The 15,640-nt window shown below is 57.3% G+C and carries 15 protein-coding genes; 9 read left to right on the top strand and 6 right to left on the bottom strand.

What is annotated here, in order from left to right:
- The first annotated feature begins 5 nt into the window (after window positions 1–5).
- The 3 genes from ABD720_RS12835 (at window position 6) to ABD720_RS12825 (ending at window position 2,314) form a co-directional block, all read left to right on the top strand.
- Window positions 6–434: a DNA polymerase III subunit chi gene (locus ABD720_RS12835; RefSeq protein WP_344763726.1), complete on the top strand. Its 429-nt coding sequence runs from the start codon at window positions 6–8 to the stop codon at window positions 432–434.
- Window positions 431–868 carry a hypothetical protein gene (locus tag ABD720_RS12830; RefSeq protein WP_344763725.1) on the top strand — a complete coding sequence of 146 codons (438 nt, stop codon included), beginning with the start codon at window positions 431–433 and terminating at the stop codon, window positions 866–868. The genes ABD720_RS12835 and ABD720_RS12830 overlap by 4 nt, the downstream gene beginning before the upstream one ends.
- 129 nt (window positions 869–997) lie before the next feature.
- Window positions 998–2,314 (top strand): D-amino acid dehydrogenase, encoded by a 1,317-nt coding sequence (locus ABD720_RS12825; protein WP_344763724.1) that lies wholly within the window; start codon window positions 998–1,000, stop codon window positions 2,312–2,314.
- A 158-nt stretch (window positions 2,315–2,472) separates the two neighbouring features.
- On the opposite strand, the gene kynA is transcribed toward ABD720_RS12825, so the two are convergent.
- Window positions 2,473–3,315 (bottom strand): tryptophan 2,3-dioxygenase, encoded by an 843-nt coding sequence (gene kynA / locus ABD720_RS12820; RefSeq protein WP_344763723.1) that lies wholly within the window; start codon window positions 3,313–3,315, stop codon window positions 2,473–2,475.
- 727 nt (window positions 3,316–4,042) lie between these two features.
- On the opposite strand from kynA, the gene ABD720_RS12815 reads away from it, so the two are divergent.
- Window positions 4,043–4,228: a hypothetical protein gene (locus ABD720_RS12815; RefSeq protein WP_344762248.1), complete on the top strand. Its 186-nt coding sequence runs from the start codon at window positions 4,043–4,045 to the stop codon at window positions 4,226–4,228.
- Window positions 4,229–4,858: 630 nt separating this feature from the next.
- Here the strand turns inward: ABD720_RS12815 and kynU are convergent.
- From kynU to ABD720_RS12800, 3 genes are all read right to left on the bottom strand, one after another.
- Entirely contained in the window at window positions 4,859–6,133 is a 1,275-nt protein-coding gene (kynU, locus tag ABD720_RS12810) for a kynureninase (RefSeq protein WP_344763722.1), read from the bottom strand.
- Window positions 6,130–6,801 carry an arylformamidase gene (gene kynB, locus ABD720_RS12805; RefSeq protein ID WP_344763721.1) on the bottom strand — a complete coding sequence of 224 codons (672 nt, stop codon included), beginning with the start codon at window positions 6,799–6,801 and terminating at the stop codon, window positions 6,130–6,132. Before kynB ends, kynU begins: the two co-directional genes overlap by 4 nt.
- Window positions 6,802–6,917: 116 nt before the next feature.
- A complete protein-coding gene (locus tag ABD720_RS12800; protein ID WP_344763720.1) occupies window positions 6,918–7,409 on the bottom strand; it encodes an Lrp/AsnC ligand binding domain-containing protein in 492 nt (163 codons plus the stop codon).
- Between the two features lie 123 nt (window positions 7,410–7,532).
- Here ABD720_RS12800 and ABD720_RS12795 point away from each other — a divergent pair, with 123 nt between their 5' ends.
- The gene (locus ABD720_RS12795) at window positions 7,533–8,816 is read left to right on the top strand and encodes a D-amino acid dehydrogenase (RefSeq protein WP_344763719.1); all 1,284 of its coding nucleotides are present in this window, start codon (window positions 7,533–7,535) and stop codon (window positions 8,814–8,816) included.
- A 49-nt stretch (window positions 8,817–8,865) separates the two neighbouring features.
- Here ABD720_RS12795 and ABD720_RS12790 read toward each other — a convergent pair whose 3' ends face one another.
- A complete protein-coding gene (locus ABD720_RS12790) occupies window positions 8,866–9,375 on the bottom strand; it encodes an Lrp/AsnC family transcriptional regulator (RefSeq protein WP_344763762.1) in 510 nt (169 codons plus the stop codon).
- A gap of 152 nt (window positions 9,376–9,527) precedes the next feature.
- Here ABD720_RS12790 and ABD720_RS12785 point away from each other — a divergent pair, with 152 nt between their 5' ends.
- From ABD720_RS12785 to ABD720_RS12775, 3 genes are all read left to right on the top strand, one after another.
- Entirely contained in the window at window positions 9,528–10,679 is a 1,152-nt protein-coding gene (locus tag ABD720_RS12785; RefSeq protein ID WP_344763718.1) for a branched-chain amino acid ABC transporter substrate-binding protein, read from the top strand.
- Between the two features lie 204 nt (window positions 10,680–10,883).
- Complete coding sequence (locus tag ABD720_RS12780; protein WP_344763717.1) at window positions 10,884–11,885, top strand: MBL fold metallo-hydrolase; 1,002 nt, start codon at window positions 10,884–10,886, stop codon at window positions 11,883–11,885.
- A 998-nt stretch (window positions 11,886–12,883) separates the two neighbouring features.
- Window positions 12,884–14,617 carry a methyl-accepting chemotaxis protein gene (locus tag ABD720_RS12775; RefSeq protein ID WP_344763716.1) on the top strand — a complete coding sequence of 578 codons (1,734 nt, stop codon included), beginning with the start codon at window positions 12,884–12,886 and terminating at the stop codon, window positions 14,615–14,617.
- A gap of 315 nt (window positions 14,618–14,932) precedes the next feature.
- Here the strand turns inward: ABD720_RS12775 and ABD720_RS12770 are convergent, their stop codons facing one another.
- Window positions 14,933–15,241 carry a c-type cytochrome gene (locus ABD720_RS12770; protein ID WP_344763715.1) on the bottom strand — a complete coding sequence of 103 codons (309 nt, stop codon included), beginning with the start codon at window positions 15,239–15,241 and terminating at the stop codon, window positions 14,933–14,935.
- Window positions 15,242–15,401: 160 nt separating this feature from the next.
- Here ABD720_RS12770 and ABD720_RS12765 point away from each other — a divergent pair, with 160 nt between their 5' ends.
- On the top strand, window positions 15,402–15,638 hold the full coding sequence (locus ABD720_RS12765; protein ID WP_344763714.1) for a TIGR04438 family Trp-rich protein: 237 nt from the start codon (window positions 15,402–15,404) through the stop codon (window positions 15,636–15,638).
- The last annotated feature ends 2 nt before the right edge of the window (window positions 15,639–15,640 follow it).

Raw genomic sequence — 15,640 nt, 5'->3', positions numbered from 1 at the left:
CACCGATGACACGCGTCGACTTCCACAGCAATATCCCCGACAAGATCAGCTACGCCTGCCGTCTGGTGCGCAAGGCGCGCACTGCCGATTGTCGCGTCGTATTAGTCGGGGACGCGGCCCAGCTCGCCCAGCTCGACACGGCACTCTGGACTTTTTCCGAGCTCGACTTCGTACCGCACGTGATGGCCACTGATCCGCTCGCTGCGCGCACTCCCGTGATCCTGGCGGTGAGCGCGGGCAGCGATGCCAACCTGCCGCACCATCAGATACTGATCAACCTGACCGGCCAGGTGCCAGCCGATTTCGCCCGTTTCGAACGCTTGTTTGAAATCGTCGCGAGTGATCCGGCTGACATTGCCAGCGGTCGTGAACGCTACAAGTTTTATCAGCAGCGCGGCTACCCGCTAACGCACTCCATTGCAGACAAATCATGAGCATGCATTCGTCGGATAGCGGCATCCCTTTGTTGACCGAAATCCTGCCCGTACCGGCGGACGACAGCCCGGCGCAGGATGGACCGGCAGCGGTGCTGGCGCATCCCGTTTTATTGCTCGACATCGCCGCGCCATTGCAAACGCCGAGCCCGACATCCGGCGACGCATCGGCCGCGTCCTCTGCGCTGCATTGGGATGAGCAGGATCGGGAATCCATGGAAGCGCGGATCAGCGATCGCATCACGCGACAGGTGCTGCGGCGCCTCGATTTCGTGCTGGAACAGCGGGTGCGCGACAGCCTTGCCGACGTGCTGCAAGTGGCCGTCGAAGGACTGACGCAGGAAATCCGGCGCGGTTTGCACCAGACGCTGGAAGACACGATAGGCCGCGCTGTCGCGCAGGAACTGTCGCACTTGCAAAAAACAAAGGATTAAGCTGAAATCTTTCGCCCATCGCCATTCCGAGCTAATTATCTTTGATTAATAAATATTTCAGGGTGCTTTTTGGCTACCTGAAGCAGGCAGAACTTTCTACAATTCACTGATCGTAAATTGGAGATTGCCATGAAAGTCATCGTATTGGGTTCGGGGATCGTCGGTACCGCTTCTGCCTGGTTTTTGAACAAATCCGGCCATGACGTCACCGTCATCGACCGTCAGCCCGGCGCGGCACAGGAAACCAGCTTTGCCAACGGTTGCCAGATTTCGGTATCGCATGCCGAGCCATGGGCCAATCCCGCTGCACCGATGAAAGTCCTGAAATGGCTGGGCCAGGAAGATGCACCGTTGCTGTATCGCTTCCGTCCGGAATGGCTGCAATGGCGCTGGGCCCTCAACTTCCTGCGTGAATGCACGCCTGGCCGCACCGCCGACAACATCCGCCAGATCGTTGCGATCTGCGAATACAGCCGCCAGACCCTGCAAGCCGTGCGTGCCGAAACCGGCGTGGACTACGACTGCCTGACCCGCGGCATCCTGCATTTTTACACCGACAAAAAAGACTTCGAAGAATCGCTGCCTGCCGCCAAGCTGATGCGCGACCTTGGCTGCCAGCGTGACTCGATCGGCGCCGATGAAGTGGTCCGCATCGAGCCGGCCCTCGCCAGCATCCGCGACAAGATCGTCGGCGGTGATTTCACCGCCACCGATGAATCCGGCGACATCTACAAATTCACCACCGGCCTGGCAAAAAAAGCCGAAGAAGCCGGCGTCAAGTTCCAGTTCAATACGCAGATCACGCGTCTTATCACCGAAGGCAGTGGCGCTTCGGCCAAAGTCACCGGCGTCGAAATCATCAATGAACACGGTCGCCATGAAGTAATGCATGCCGATGCATTCGTGATGGCGATGGGCAGCTTCTCGGTGCCGATCCTGAAACCGCTCGGGATCGATCTGATGATCTATCCGGGCAAGGGTTATTCGGCGACCTACAAGCTGACCAATCCGGAACTGGCGCCATCGGTTTCGCTGACCGACGACGGCTACAAGCTGGTGGTCTCGCGTCTCGGCGACCGCCTGCGCGTGGCAGGAACCTGCGAACTCAACGGCTACACCCGTGAACTCAACACCGCCCGTTGCGAAGCCATCACGCGCCGCACCCGCGAGCTGTTCCCGAATGCCTGCGACTACGACAACCCGACTTACTGGACCGGCCTGCGGCCGCTGACGCCATCGAACGTGCCGTACATAGGCAAGACCAAGTTCAGCAACCTGTTCCTCAACACCGGCCACGGCACACTCGGCTGGACCATGGGTTGCGGGTCCGGCAAGGCGATCGCCGAAATCATCTCGGGACGTCAGCCGGAAGTTGATTTTGCGTTCACCGGTATGCCACGTCGGCCAGCTGGTTCGAGCATCAACAGTGCGCCGGCTCGGGCCTGAGCCGGGAATCTTCCCGCCACACGCTTATTGGAATTACTGAATCACTGATTGACGTCGTACCGACCGAGGTCGCCAGGCGCACTGCCTGGCGACCTCGTTTGCGCTGTGACGCGAGCAAGTGCATGACTGACCGCGCACCGGAGTTACCGCAGCGCCATTTATAGCGACGTCCGCAACGAAAACAGCTCCGGAAACAGCACCACATCCAGCATTTTTTTCAGATAGCTTGCTCCAGCGGTACCACCGGTGCCCGCCTTGAATCCGATGATGCGCTCGATGGTGGTCAGGTGGCGGAAACGCCAGGTGCGGAATGCCGTTTCCAGGTCGACCAGTTTTTCGGCCAGCTCGTACAGTTGCCAGTAGCGCGCGGGATCGCGATACACGATCAGCCATGCGTTTTCGACGGAGGCGTCGGCGGCGGTAGGCCGGGTCGGATCGGCGGCGAGCCGCGCTGCATCGATCGGCAAACCTGCACGTGCCATCGCCGCAATCGCGTCATCATAAATCGATGGTTCGACCAGGGCGCTACTGAGGCTGGCATGGGCTTGCGGTGCGCTTTCATGCACTTTCAACAGCGCGGCATTCTTGTTACCGAGCAGGAATTCGATTTCGCGGTATTGATGCGACTGGAAGCCGGACGAGCTGCCAAGGTAAGGCCGGATTTCGGTATATTCCGGCGGCGTCATCGTGGCCAGTACATCCCAGGCATGCACCAGCTGGTCCATGATGCGGGCAACCCGCGACATCATCTTGAAGGCCGGCGGCAAGTTGCCCTGACGCAGTTGCACACGTATCGCATGCAGTTCATGCAGCATCAGCTTCATCCAGAGTTCGCTGGTCTGGTGCTGGATGATGAACAGCATTTCGTTATGGTTCGGCGACAGCGGTTGCTGCGCCGACAGGACCTGGTCAAGCTTCAGATAATCGCCATAGCTCATGGCATTACTGAAATCGAGCTTGGCGTCATGCCAGGCAGGAGCTGCGTTGAAAGGACATTCCATGCTGAGTTCTCCGGTACGTTGCCGTGAAAGATATCAGCCGTTCGGCCGCCCACCGCCCTCGCCCGACAGCGATGCGGTGGGTTGATGTGAAGTAAAACGAATTGAGTGCTTTGCAGGTCGACACTGCCATTCGAATGACATCCCTGCATTACGGCGTCTCGTACCGCCAGTTTCTTTCATTGTTCAGGGCGCCGCAAGGTGCGCTGCATGACTGTTGGGCTGCGAAGCTATGCCTTTCAAGGTCGGCCTATGTAACTCATTGATTTATATAGGCTTTCATTTTGAAAAATTAAAATCGCATGCCTGTAACTCATTGAAAATAAAGACAAAAATTCTTCACCTTGAGACGCATAGCTGCGAAGCCCAACCTGCGTCAGGTTGCTTTGCTGGTCGCCACGACGCGCGGTCTGCGGCCTGCGGTAGCTAAAACGGGTTGCGCTCCGTGGAGCCAAGCCGGGTACGGCCCGGCAGCCGGTCACTTCTTTTTGCTTCGCCAAAAAGCAGTAACCAAGAAAAAGGCGACCGCTAGACCGCTGCCCTGCGGGTTCCCAAATACCGTGCCCGGTCAGGGGGAGGGCCGCAAACTCGCTACGCTCAGACAGTGCGGCCCTCTTGTCCCCTGCCCGGACACGGTATTTGGCAGCGGCCTTTTATGCGGAATTCAACGTCAAAACCAAGCCCAGCCTTGATGATTGATTGATGGCCAGGCTCGCTTTGCGCGAGAAAGATGGCTTGTAAAAGCCTTGTAGGTTTTGGTTTTGACGTTGGTTTTGACGTTGGTTTTGACGTTGGTTTTGACGTTGGTTTTGAACTCGATGTCGATCACGACGAGGAAGTTTTCTCGCGCAAAGCGAGCACGACCATCTCGCTGGTTCCAAGGCTGGGTTTGGTTTTGACCTTGAATTCCGCTTAAAAGGCCGCTGCCAAAAACCGGGTACGGCAAGAGGATAAGAAGCCCGCACTGTCTGAGCGCAGCGAGTTTGCGGGCTTCCCTCTTGCCGTACCCGGTTTTTGGGAACCCGAAGGGCAGCGGTCTTGCGGTCGCCTTTTTCTTGGTTACTTCATTTTGGCGAAGCAAAAAGAAGTGACCGGCTGCCGGGCCGCACCCGGCTTGGCTCCACGGAGCACAACCCGTTTTAGCTACCGCAGACCGCACGCCGTGGCGACCTAGAAGGCAGCTTGACGCATGTTGGGCTTCGCAGCCCAACCTACAAAACAGCGAAGCAAAAAGAAGTGACCGGCTGCCGGGCCGCACCCGGCTTGCATCAACGGAGCGCAACCCGTTCTAGCTACCGCAAACCGCAAAGAAAGCTAACCGCATGTTGCGACTTTCAGCTCGTAGGTTGCCGTGAAAGATATCAGCCGTTCGGCCACACCCCCCCTCGACCGACAGCGATGCGGTGGGTTGATGTGAAGTAAAACAAATTGAGCGATTTGCAGGTCGAAACTGCCATTCGAATGACATCCCTGCATTACGGCGTCTCGTACCGCCAGTTTCTTTCATTGTTCAAGGCGCCGCAAGGTGCGCTGCATGACTGTTGGTTCAGGTGACCGCATCCTGCTGCGCGGCCACGTCGTATTCCTGATCATCGAGAATCTGACGCAGCACCTCGACCGCGTCCCAGACATCGGCATAGCCGATATACAGCGGCGTGAAACCGAACCGGATCACACCCGGCTCACGGTAGTCGCCAATCACGCCACGCGCAATCAGCGCACGCATCACGCCATATCCATGCGGATGCACGAAGCTGACATGGCTGCCGCGTTCGTGATGCGCGCGCGGCGTGATCAGCGCCAGTCCGTGACCGGCACAGCGACGTTCGACCAGCGCAATGAACAGATCGGTCAGCGCCAGCGACTTGGTGCGCAAGGCCGCCATGCTGGTGGTCGCAAACGTAGCGAGTCCGCATTCGATCAGGGCTAGCGAAACGATCGGCTGGGTGCCGCACAACATGCGACGTATGCCTTCAGCAGCGGTGTAGCCGGGTTGCATGGCGAACGGTGCCTGGTGACTCCACCATCCCGATAACGGCTGGCGGAAAGCCGCGTGATGGCGCGGTGCCATCCACGCGAAGGCGGGCGAACCGGGTCCGCCATTGAGATATTTGTACGTGCAACCGACCGCAAAATCCGCCTGCGCAGCTTGCAGGTCGACCGGCACGGCACCAGCCGAATGGGCTAGGTCCCAGATCACCAGCGCGGCTTGCGCATGCACCAGCGCCGTGACTGCAGGCAGGTCGTATTGATGGCCGGTACGGTAGTTCACGTGGGTCAGCATCACCACCGCGGTCTCGGCATCGATGGCCGTGGCCAGCTCCTGCGGCGAATCGACCAGGCGAATGCGATAACCGCGATCCAGCCATTCGGTGAGGCCCTGCGCCATGTACAGATCGGTCGGGAAATTGTCGCGCTCGCTGACGATGACTTTTCGTTGTGCCCCGTCCGGCAAGGCCGCCTGCATCTCCAGCGCGCCAGCCAGCAGCTTGAACAGATTGATCGAGATCGAGTCGGTAATCACGACTTCATCCACGCCAGCACCGATCAATCGCGCCAGCTGATTGCCCAGCCGCAGCGGCAGGTCGAACCAGCCGGCCTTGTTCCAGCTGCGAATCAGGTCGGTACCCCACTCCTGCGCAATGACTTGCTGCGCCCGTTGCAGCGCAGCCCTGGGCCGGGCACCGAGCGAATTGCCGTCGAGATAGATCACGCCAGCCGGCAGGTCGAACTGATCGCGCAGTCCCGCCAGCGGATCGGCGCGATCATGCTCGAGACAATCCTGACGTGTCGTGCAGTGCGTAATCGGGGGCAAGCTCATAGGATGGCTCCTGTGCATTCAGTTGCATCAATGGGGGGCGGAAGCCGCCGCAATATGGCTCTTACCGGACTCGCGTCCATGCCGGCCAGGCGCAGCGGCAAGGCGATCAATTCATAGTCGCCAGCGTCGACCGCATCAAGCACGATGCCTTCGAGTATGGCCATGCCGTGGCGACGTACGGCGTGATGCGCATCGAGGGTTTTGGATTCCTGCGGATCCAGCGATGGCGTATCGATACCGATCAGGCGCACGCCGTGCCGGGCAAGCAGCGCTATCGTCGCCGGAGCGACGGCGGCAAAGTCCGGGTCCCAGTGCGCTTGCGGCGCTGTGCGATAGGTACGCAGCAACACTCTGGCCGGCAACGCCACCAGAAAATCGCGAATATCGTCGGGCTGTACCAGCGTGACACCTACGCAGTCAATCACGCGGCATGGCCCGATATAGGCCTCCAGCGCTACCTGATCGATGCTCGCGCCGGCCATGTCGTAGTGCGAGGGCGCATCGCAATGCGCACCCGTGTGGGTCGACATCGTGACGCGGCTGACATGCACCGGGCAGCCGGCATCGATCTGCCAGGTGGGGCTGGTACTCAATGCCGTGTCGCCGGGCCAGACCGGCGTATCGGCGGACAACAGCGGGCTGATGTCCCACAAGGTTGGTGTAGGCAAGGTCACTTTGCGTGATTCTCCGTGGTGTGCAATTCAGGGCGCTCTTTTAGAGCGAGGCGGCTTACAGCATATCCGTTCGACTGTCGTGCTGCAGATGACCAGGCAAACCCATCGCATCAGGAACCCTCCACCGGCAGCTCCAGCGTTTCCTTGATTTCTTCCATCACGACATAACTTTTCGACTGCGCCGCGCCGGGCAGTTGCAGCAGCATATCGCCGAGCAATTTGCGGTACTCGGCCATCTCGCGTATCCGCGCCTTGATCAGGTAATCGAAATCGCCCGACACCAGATGACATTCCATGACGGCAGGAATACGCAGGACTTCGTGGCGAAACTGTTCGAAGGCTTTGGCGGATTTCTGGTTCAGCGTGATCTCGACGAAGACCAGCAGGTTCATGCCGATTGCAGCCGGACTGACGCGGGCGTAATAGCCTGCAATGACGCCATCGCGTTCCATGCGCTTGACACGCTCGATACACGGCGTAATCGACAGACCAACCTGCTCGGCCAGATCCTTCATGACCATGCGGCCGTCGCGTTGTAACAGACGCAGGATGTGCCGGTCGATCTTGTCGAGCGTCCGGGCCGATTCTTTTTGTACGCGCATGACAGTCTCGCAGGATGAATGACTAAAAAAAGAGTTTTATACGAAAACTAATACTGGTGATAAGCCACTACGATAGCTGCTTATCTGGACATTCTTTCAGTTGGCATTTTATCGGAGTCTGACATGCGGGTAGTTATTCTTGGCAGTGGCGTCGTCGGCATCACCAGCGCCTGGTATCTGGCCCGCGCGGGCCACGACGTCACCGTGCTCGACCGGCAACCGGCGCCGGCGCAGGAAACCAGCTTCGGCAATGCCGGTCAGATTTCACCCGGCTATGCCGCTCCGTGGGCCGCACCCGGGATTCCGCTGAAAGCCATGAAATGGATGGTGCAGGAACATGCGCCATTGTCGATCCGGCCCGATGGCACGCTGTTCCAGTTGCAGTGGATGTGGCAAATGCTGCGCAACTGCAGCGCCTCGCGCTACGCGGTCAACAAGGAACGGATGGTGCGCCTGTCCGAATACAGCCGCGATTGCCTGCGCGACCTGCGCAGCGCCACCGGCATCGACTACGAAGGACGCCAGCAAGGCACGCTGCAACTGTTCCGCACGCAACAACAATTCGACGATGCCGCCAAAGATATCAACGTCCTGAAAAGTGCCGGCGTGCCGTATCAACTGCTCTCGCGCGATGAACTGACCAGTGCCGAACCGGCACTCGCGGCAGTACGCCAGAAGCTGGTCGGCGGCTTGCGCCTGCCCAACGATGAAACCGGCGATTGCCAGTTATTCACCACGCGTCTGGCCGCGATGGCCGAAGAGATCGGTGTGAAATTCGCCTACAACACGCCGATCGATTCCCTGCTGATGGACCAGAACGGGATTGCCGGCGTACGCTGCGGCAGCCGCACCGTGACCGCCGATGCGTATGTGGTCGCGCTGGGCAGTTACTCGCGCGCGCTGCTCAAGGGCCTGGTCGACGTACCGGTCTATCCGCTCAAGGGATATTCGATCACGATCCCGATCGTCAATGCCGCGATGGCACCCGCGTCGACCATCCTCGATGAAACCTACAAGATCGCCATCACGCGATTCAATGACCGCATCCGTATCGGCGGCATGGCCGAAATCGCCGGCTTCGATACTTCGCTCAATCCGAAGCGACGCGCCACGCTGGAAATGGTGGTCAACGATCTGTTCCCGCACGGTGGTGATATTGCACAAGGCAGCTTCTGGACCGGCCTGCGGCCAATGACGCCGGACGGCACGCCAGTAGTCGGTGCCACACCCATTCCCAACCTGTTTCTCAATACCGGCCACGGCACACTCGGCTGGACCATGTCGTGCGGGTCGGCCAGCTTGCTGGCGGACCTGATCTCGGGTCGCCAGCCGGCGATTGCCGCTGACGACTTGTCGGTGTTGCGCTATGCCGGTAACCGTGGCACTGCCGAACCGGCCTTTGCCTGACAGGTTCGCGCAACACTAACAGTGTGAGCAGCGGGTGCCGCAACCGCTTTCACTTGCTTGTGCGCACCTGGATTTCCGCCAGCTTTTCATCGAAGACAATTTGGGTCGCGAACTTGGAGCGCTTCATCGGAAAACGGGACTGAAAGTGCCGCACGTTGCCGGAGCCTGAAATAACTCTGCGCACAAATTGATAGTAGGCGTCCATATCGATCACATGGACAGCCAGGAAATAATCGAAATCTCCCGACACGAAATAACACTGCATGACCTCGGTTTCCTTGTCCATCCGGACTTCGAATGCCTGCATGCATTCGTCAGACTGATTGGTTAGTGAAATTTCGAGAAAAGCCAGCATGCCGTAGCCTAGTGCGAACGGATCAACCAGCGACACATCGGCACCAATGATTCCTGCGGCGCGCAAATCGCGCAGACGACGCAAGCAGGTTGGTTGTGAAATATGAGCCTTGTCTGCCAAGGTCCGTGTCGGCGTCTGATTGTCCTTTTGCAGCAGGTTCAGCAGCTTGCGATCGACTTTATCGAGCGCGTAAAATTTAGGCATATAAAATTGAGCGAATGGAAAAGAAAACCGCACAAAAACGCTATGCGATCGGGTTTTTGTGTTGTAACGTCCTTGTTGTTCAGAATGCAGGAAAAACTGAATTGGCAGTGTTGCAGCAAGCTTGTTTTTTTTCAATCCTCAGGAGCGTAAATATGCAGTTCAAGACAAAAATGATTCCACTCGCTGGCGCGATTGCCTTTGCTCTGGCAGGGACTGCCTCAGCACAGGAACAAGTCATCAAGATCGGTCACGTTGGTCCAATTTCAGGTGCGATCGCGCATCTGGGTAAAGACAACGAAAATGGCGCAAAGATGGCAATCGACGAACTGAACGCCAAAGGCGTGATGATCGGCGGCAAGAAGGTCAAGTTTGAATTGCTTCCAGAAGACGATGCAGCCGATCCTAAACAGGGTACCGCAGTCGCACAGAAACTGGTCGATGCCAAAGTCAACGGCGTTATCGGTCACCTGAATTCCGGCACCACGATTCCAGCCTCGAAGATCTACTACGAAGCCGGCATCCCGCAAATCTCCCCATCGGCAACCAATCCAAAGTACACGCAGCAAGGCTTCAAAACGGCCTTTCGCGTAGTTGCCAATGACGGCCAGCTCGGTGGCACACTGGGCCGCTACGCAGCCCAGGTATTGAAAGCCAAGAAAGTTGCGGTCATCGATGACCGTACCGCCTACGGCCAGGGCGTTGCAGAAGAGTTCATCAAGGGTGTCAAGAGCAAGGGGTCAGGCGTCGAAGTCGTCGCAACCCAGTACACCAACGACAAGGCAACCGACTTCAATGCCATCCTGACGTCGATCAAATCGAAAAATCCTGATGTCGTGTTCTTCGGCGGCATGGATGCCGTTGCCGGCCCGATGCTGCGCCAGATGAAACAGCTTGGCATTAATGCCAAGTTCATGGGCGGTGATGGTATTTGCTCCGAAGCGCTGGCAACTCTGGCTGGCGATGCCATGGCAGACAACCAGGTCGTTTGCGCTGAAGCCGGCGGTGTCGAAGATGCCCAGAAAAAAGGCATGGACGATTTCAAGGCAGCCTACAAGAAGAAGTTTGGCATCGATGTGCAGATTTATGCACCGTACGTGTATGACTCCGTCATGACGATGGTTGATGCGATGGTTCAGGCCGGCTCGGCTGACCCTGCAAAGTACGCTCCAGTCCTGGCAAAAATCCAGCACAAGGGTGTGACCGGCAATATCGCTTTTGATGCCAAAGGCGATATCAAGGACGGCACACTGACCCTGTATACCTACAAGGGTGGCAAGCGTGTCCTGCTGGCTGTGACCAAGTAATTAGAACAAGCTCCATGAAGCGCCCCGACCGCAAGGTAGGGGGCGCTTTTTTTTTGCCCGTTTCTTCGGTCGAACTGAACGCGTGGGTCTGGCGAATGATAGCCAGCGCCGGCAAAAATCTTGCAAATCGCCTATCCTCTATGGCGGAAAAAACATCAAGACATTTTCCCGGTTCATCCCTAATCAACCACACGGACACTTTTCATGCGATCAACACCTTTTCATTTTGCAAAACGCAGTCTGCTGTCGCTGGCCCTCGCCAGTGCAACCGCCTGCACAATGATGGCGCCTGTATTGGTTCAGGCAGCAGCAACTCCACAAGTCAAGACGCAGGTGCCGGGATTCTATCGGATGGCGCTGGGCGATATCGAAGTCACGGCGCTGTATGACGGCTACATCGAACTCGATCAATCGCTGTTCAAAAACGCCACGCCAAAAGAAGTCCAGAAGCTGCTGGCCAATGCCTTTGTGAACAAAAAAGGTATCCAGACTGCCGTGAATGCCTACCTGATCAACACCGGCACCAATCTGGTTCTGGTCGACACCGGTTCGGCAAAGTGCTTCGGTCCGACGCTCGGTGCTCTGGCTGCCAACCTGAAAGCATCGGGCTACGAGGCTGCGCAAATCGACACCGTCGTGATTACCCATCTGCATCCTGATCACGCCTGCGGCCTGATCGCTGCAGACGGCTCGCTGGCATTTCCGAACGCGACCTTGCGTACCGCACAAGCGGAATCGGATTTCTGGCTGAATGAAGACACCGCCGCCAAAGCGCCCAAGGACTCGCAAGGGTTTTTCAAGATGGCGCGTGAATCGGTGCAACCCTACATTGCCGCTGGAAAGTTCAAACCATTCACTGGTGGTGACGCCATCGTTCCGGGTATCGTCTCCATCGCCACGCCGGGTCACACACCTGGCCATACCAGCTTTCAGGTGACATCGAAAGACCAGACCATGATCGTGCTGGGCGACCTGATCCATAGCTATGCCATGCAGTTCTCGCGTCCCCGCATCGCCATCGGCTTCGATAACGACAGCAGCAAGGCGATCCCGGCACGTAAAAAAATGTTCGACGAAGCGGCCAAAAAACAATACTTCATTGCCGGTACGCACCTGCCCTTCCCTGGCATCGGACAAGTCCGTATCGACGGCGCCAGCTATGGCTGGGTACCGGTGCAGTACGCACCATTCGGTATCGGCCGCTAAGCTGGATGCACTGCTGCGGGATCAAGTCCCGCAGCAATCTGATTACAGCGAGCAAAGTCTGACACGATTGCGAAGGGTAACCGACCGTTGAGCAAAAGCGCAGAGCGAGGCTGTAAGCCCAAGTTCAAGAACCGGGGGTATCGCGCCGTGGAGCAGGGCGAGCCGGCCTGAGACCGCACAGCTTTTGTAGTCAGGCCGAGGTGGTACAGGTCCCCGGGGATGCAGTGAAGGGGTGCGTTCTTACTTGAGGATATCTTGCCTTGGGCCTGGCCGGACGACGGCAGAAACCGGAACAAAAGCGCGGTAGAGGCCGTTCTAGCCGTATTTACTGATGCGCATGACCGAACCAGCAAGATCGTTAAGCCACCACTGCGATGGGTTCATCGCCCTTCTCGCGTAGAAATACTACGCTGCCAATTGCCGCACTGTTTCTCGCTAGACAGAGGTATCAACCATTGCCGGTTTGCACCTACTCAACCACGACGACATACGGGCCTGTGTATCCCGGACAGGCTCAGCGGAATCCGTCCCGCCGCATCACATTCAACGATTGCGGGCCAAATTCTCCTCCCTACGCATACAGCGACTAATCCATCCACGGCGGTAGCCGCCCCGCATCAGCAATAGTGACCAGTTGGTTATTTTCCATAAAATCGCAGGAATGCAAAATTGGCCAAAATCGCACGCCGCTAAAAAAACTTTTGGTACTCATCTGTAGCTCTGCAAACAAGGTGCGAAATTACATTTAGCCAATTTTTCCCGCTTTCCATTCGGGAAAGCCGCTCAAAGGATAATGTCCAACTTCGACTTTCGGTGGCTGTACACGCTGCGGAGGGCGCCGTTTTTGCCCCGCCACCAATAGTCCCTTGTCTTTCCTGCATCGCAATTCCGTGAGCCATTGGATAGACTTGAATACGCTTCCCGCAGTGGACTCGTCTCATTGGTCCGCCACCAGTGCACCGCCTGTGCACGCCCATACAACCGGAAAGAAATCAGCGATGCTCAATAATCTCAGAATCGGTATTCGGCTTGGTGGCGCCTTCGGCCTTGTCTTGTGTTTTGCAGCAGCGCTGGCAATCACCGGCATCCTGACGCTGTCTTCGGTCATGGGCAGCTTTCGGATTGTCACCAACAGCGTGCTGCCAAAAACCGAACTGGCGAATCAAAACATCCAGGCCGCCTATGATTATGCCCGCGCGTTTGCCTACATCGTTACTTCCGACGGTCGTCCGGGCGCCGATCAGGCGTCGATCGCACGTGCGCGCAGTGTTCTTGTCGATACCGTCAAACTGGTCAACGACAATACGAAAACGCTCGAGAAAATGCTGTCAAGCGATCAGGAGAAGGCACTGCTAGCCACTGTGGTGGCACAACGCAAGGCATACGGTGCAAGTCGCAATCAGGTACTGGAAATGAAGAAAGCGGAACAGAACGATCGCGCCGTTGAATTGATGTTCACCCAAACCAACAGCCTGCAAACGGTGTACATCCAGGCGATCAAGGACTTCATCGCCTATGAAAATGCCTTGACGAAATCCGGCATCGCCGCGGCAGAATCGACCTTTGCCAATTCACAGAGCGCGTTGCTGATTCTCTTCGCCGTGACTCTGATCCTCGGCATCTTCATCTCGGTGTCGATCACGCGCGGATTGCTCAAGTCGCTGGGGGGCGAGCCGGACTATGCCGCCGCCATCGCCGGCAAGATCGCCGACGGGGATTTGACGGTCGCGGTGCAAGTGGCGCCCCATGACGAGGCCAGCCTGTTATTCGCGATGAAAAGAATGTGCGACGGCCTGGTCGGGATTGTTGGTCAGGTACGCAGTGGAACTAATGTGATCGTGACTGCTTCGAGCGAAATCGCCAGCGGCAATCTGGATTTGTCGTCGCGCACTGAACAACAGGCCAGTGCGCTGGAAGAAACCGCCTCGTCAATGGAAGAATTGACGTCGACGGTCAAGCAAAATGGCGAGAATGCGCGTCAGGCCAATCAATTGGCGGCATCTGCATCGGAGATCGCCGTCAAGGGCGGCGCTGTAGTGGCGCAAGTCATTGGTACGATGAGCGAGATCAACGAATCGGCCAGGAAAATCGTCGACATCATCAGCGTCATCGACGGCATTGCGTTTCAAACCAATATCCTCGCCTTGAACGCCGCAGTGGAAGCGGCACGCGCCGGGGAACAGGGCCGCGGCTTTGCCGTGGTTGCCACCGAAGTGCGTAGTCTTGCGCAACGCTCGGCAGGTGCCGCCAAAGAAATCAAGCAGTTAATCGGTGACTCGGTGGAGAAAGTCGATGCCGGTAGCAGGCTGGTCAATCAGGCAGGTGCCACGATGGATGAAATCGTCGCCAGCGTCAAACGTGTGACCGACATCATGAGCGAAATTGCATCCGCCGGACGTGAGCAGGAAGCGGGTATCCAGCAAATCAACACAGCGATCACTGAAATGGATACGGTGACGCAACAGAATGCGGCTCTGGTCGAACAAGCAGCAGCCGCGGCTGAATCGTTACAGGATCAAGCCGCCGGCCTTGCCAAGGTCGTCAGTGTGTTCAAGCTTAACGACGACGTGCGTGCCCTCAGCAACCCTCTGGCAGCCACATCCGTACATTCTCGGGCTGCGACAGGCTTGCACGTCAAATCCTTGGCCAGTCGGACCACGCCGGCGCCGATTGCATTGACCTCGGTTGGTCACACGCGCAGCAAAGCGCGCAATATACGCATTGACAATTGAGTGCGGGATGCGGGCGAGACCGGCTCCAGTTGGTCCTGTCAACTGACTGCAGACGGCGAAATTTGATGAAATTGCGAGGTGGCAAATTCTGTTGATAACAGTCCCTTTTATTATCCTGATGATGGGGACACCCGGCAGGAGCAGCGGTGCTGTCCGATGTGTACGGAACTGCCTGCTGGCAACGCCGTGACAATGCACAACACGCCGTTTGGCATCGCTCGGACTGGATGTCGCCTGAAAAAACCGCCTTTTCTTTGCGACGTCGCAGCTTTTTTTCACCCGCATCCCGTCACTGGAACAAATGCCAACCACGCATTACTTCAATGACAGTATCCATTTCACTAGCGTGCGTGCTTCGGCTTCGCTGACCTGCGCATTGGCTGGCATAGGTACCGCGCCCCAGACTCCGCTGCCACCTTTCAATACCTTTTGCGTCAGCTTGTCTTCGGCATCCTTCTGACCTGCGTATTTGGCAGCGACATCCTTGAAACCGGGGCCGACGACTTTGTTGGCGACTGCATGGCAAGCCATGCAATTCTTGGACTTGGCCAGATCTGCGCTGGCGTATGCCGCATTCGACGCCAGGGCGGTGAATGCGAGAGCTACTAAAAATGAACGTTTCATGGCCATCTCCCTATCTATGATGCGACCGATTCTACCGAGGTTTTTCAAGAACGCTAGCGCGACTGATTGTGGCAAAACAACGGTTAGCCAAGGCATCGGTTGACCGCTTTGATTGACCGTTACTTCCTTTCACAATATCCTAAAAGAAATAGGAGTTGCCATGCCGATTATTATCCTCATCGTTGTCCTTGGGTCACTGCGGTATTTCGAAATCGGCCCGGTCGCTAATCTGTCCTGGTGGTGGATCGCAGCGCTGTTCGGAGTTGCGTTCATCTGGTTCGAATTCATCGAACGCATGCTCGGACTGGACAAGCGCAAGGCACATGACGATAACGATCGCATCCGCGAAGAGCGGGTCAAGAAAACCTTCGAGAAAAAACCTCCCGGTCGTCGCTGACC

The organism is Actimicrobium antarcticum (genome assembly GCF_039536745.1).
Lineage (GTDB): Bacteria > Pseudomonadota > Gammaproteobacteria > Burkholderiales > Burkholderiaceae_D > Actimicrobium > Actimicrobium antarcticum.
This window is presented reverse-complemented; position numbering and strand designations above follow the sequence as displayed.

Coding starts and splice junctions, on each gene's coding strand:
- ABD720_RS12815 (WP_344762248.1), top strand. CDS start 4,043: ATGGCTTGTAAAAGCCTTGTAGGTTTTGGTTTTGACGTTGGTTTTGAC.
- ABD720_RS12770 (WP_344763715.1), bottom strand. CDS start 15,241: ATGAAACGTTCATTTTTAGTAGCTCTCGCATTCACCGCCCTGGCGTCG.
- kynU (WP_344763722.1), bottom strand. CDS start 6,133: ATGAGCTTGCCCCCGATTACGCACTGCACGACACGTCAGGATTGTCTC.
- ABD720_RS12785 (WP_344763718.1), top strand. CDS start 9,528: ATGCAGTTCAAGACAAAAATGATTCCACTCGCTGGCGCGATTGCCTTT.
- ABD720_RS12830 (WP_344763725.1), top strand. CDS start 431: ATGAGCATGCATTCGTCGGATAGCGGCATCCCTTTGTTGACCGAAATC.
- ABD720_RS12835 (WP_344763726.1), top strand. CDS start 6: ATGACACGCGTCGACTTCCACAGCAATATCCCCGACAAGATCAGCTAC.
- ABD720_RS12795 (WP_344763719.1), top strand. CDS start 7,533: ATGCGGGTAGTTATTCTTGGCAGTGGCGTCGTCGGCATCACCAGCGCC.
- ABD720_RS12775 (WP_344763716.1), top strand. CDS start 12,884: ATGCTCAATAATCTCAGAATCGGTATTCGGCTTGGTGGCGCCTTCGGC.
- ABD720_RS12780 (WP_344763717.1), top strand. CDS start 10,884: ATGCGATCAACACCTTTTCATTTTGCAAAACGCAGTCTGCTGTCGCTG.
- kynA (WP_344763723.1), bottom strand. CDS start 3,315: ATGGAATGTCCTTTCAACGCAGCTCCTGCCTGGCATGACGCCAAGCTC.
- ABD720_RS12765 (WP_344763714.1), top strand. CDS start 15,402: ATGCCGATTATTATCCTCATCGTTGTCCTTGGGTCACTGCGGTATTTC.
- ABD720_RS12825 (WP_344763724.1), top strand. CDS start 998: ATGAAAGTCATCGTATTGGGTTCGGGGATCGTCGGTACCGCTTCTGCC.
- ABD720_RS12800 (WP_344763720.1), bottom strand. CDS start 7,409: ATGCGCGTACAAAAAGAATCGGCCCGGACGCTCGACAAGATCGACCGG.
- ABD720_RS12790 (WP_344763762.1), bottom strand. CDS start 9,375: ATGCCTAAATTTTACGCGCTCGATAAAGTCGATCGCAAGCTGCTGAAC.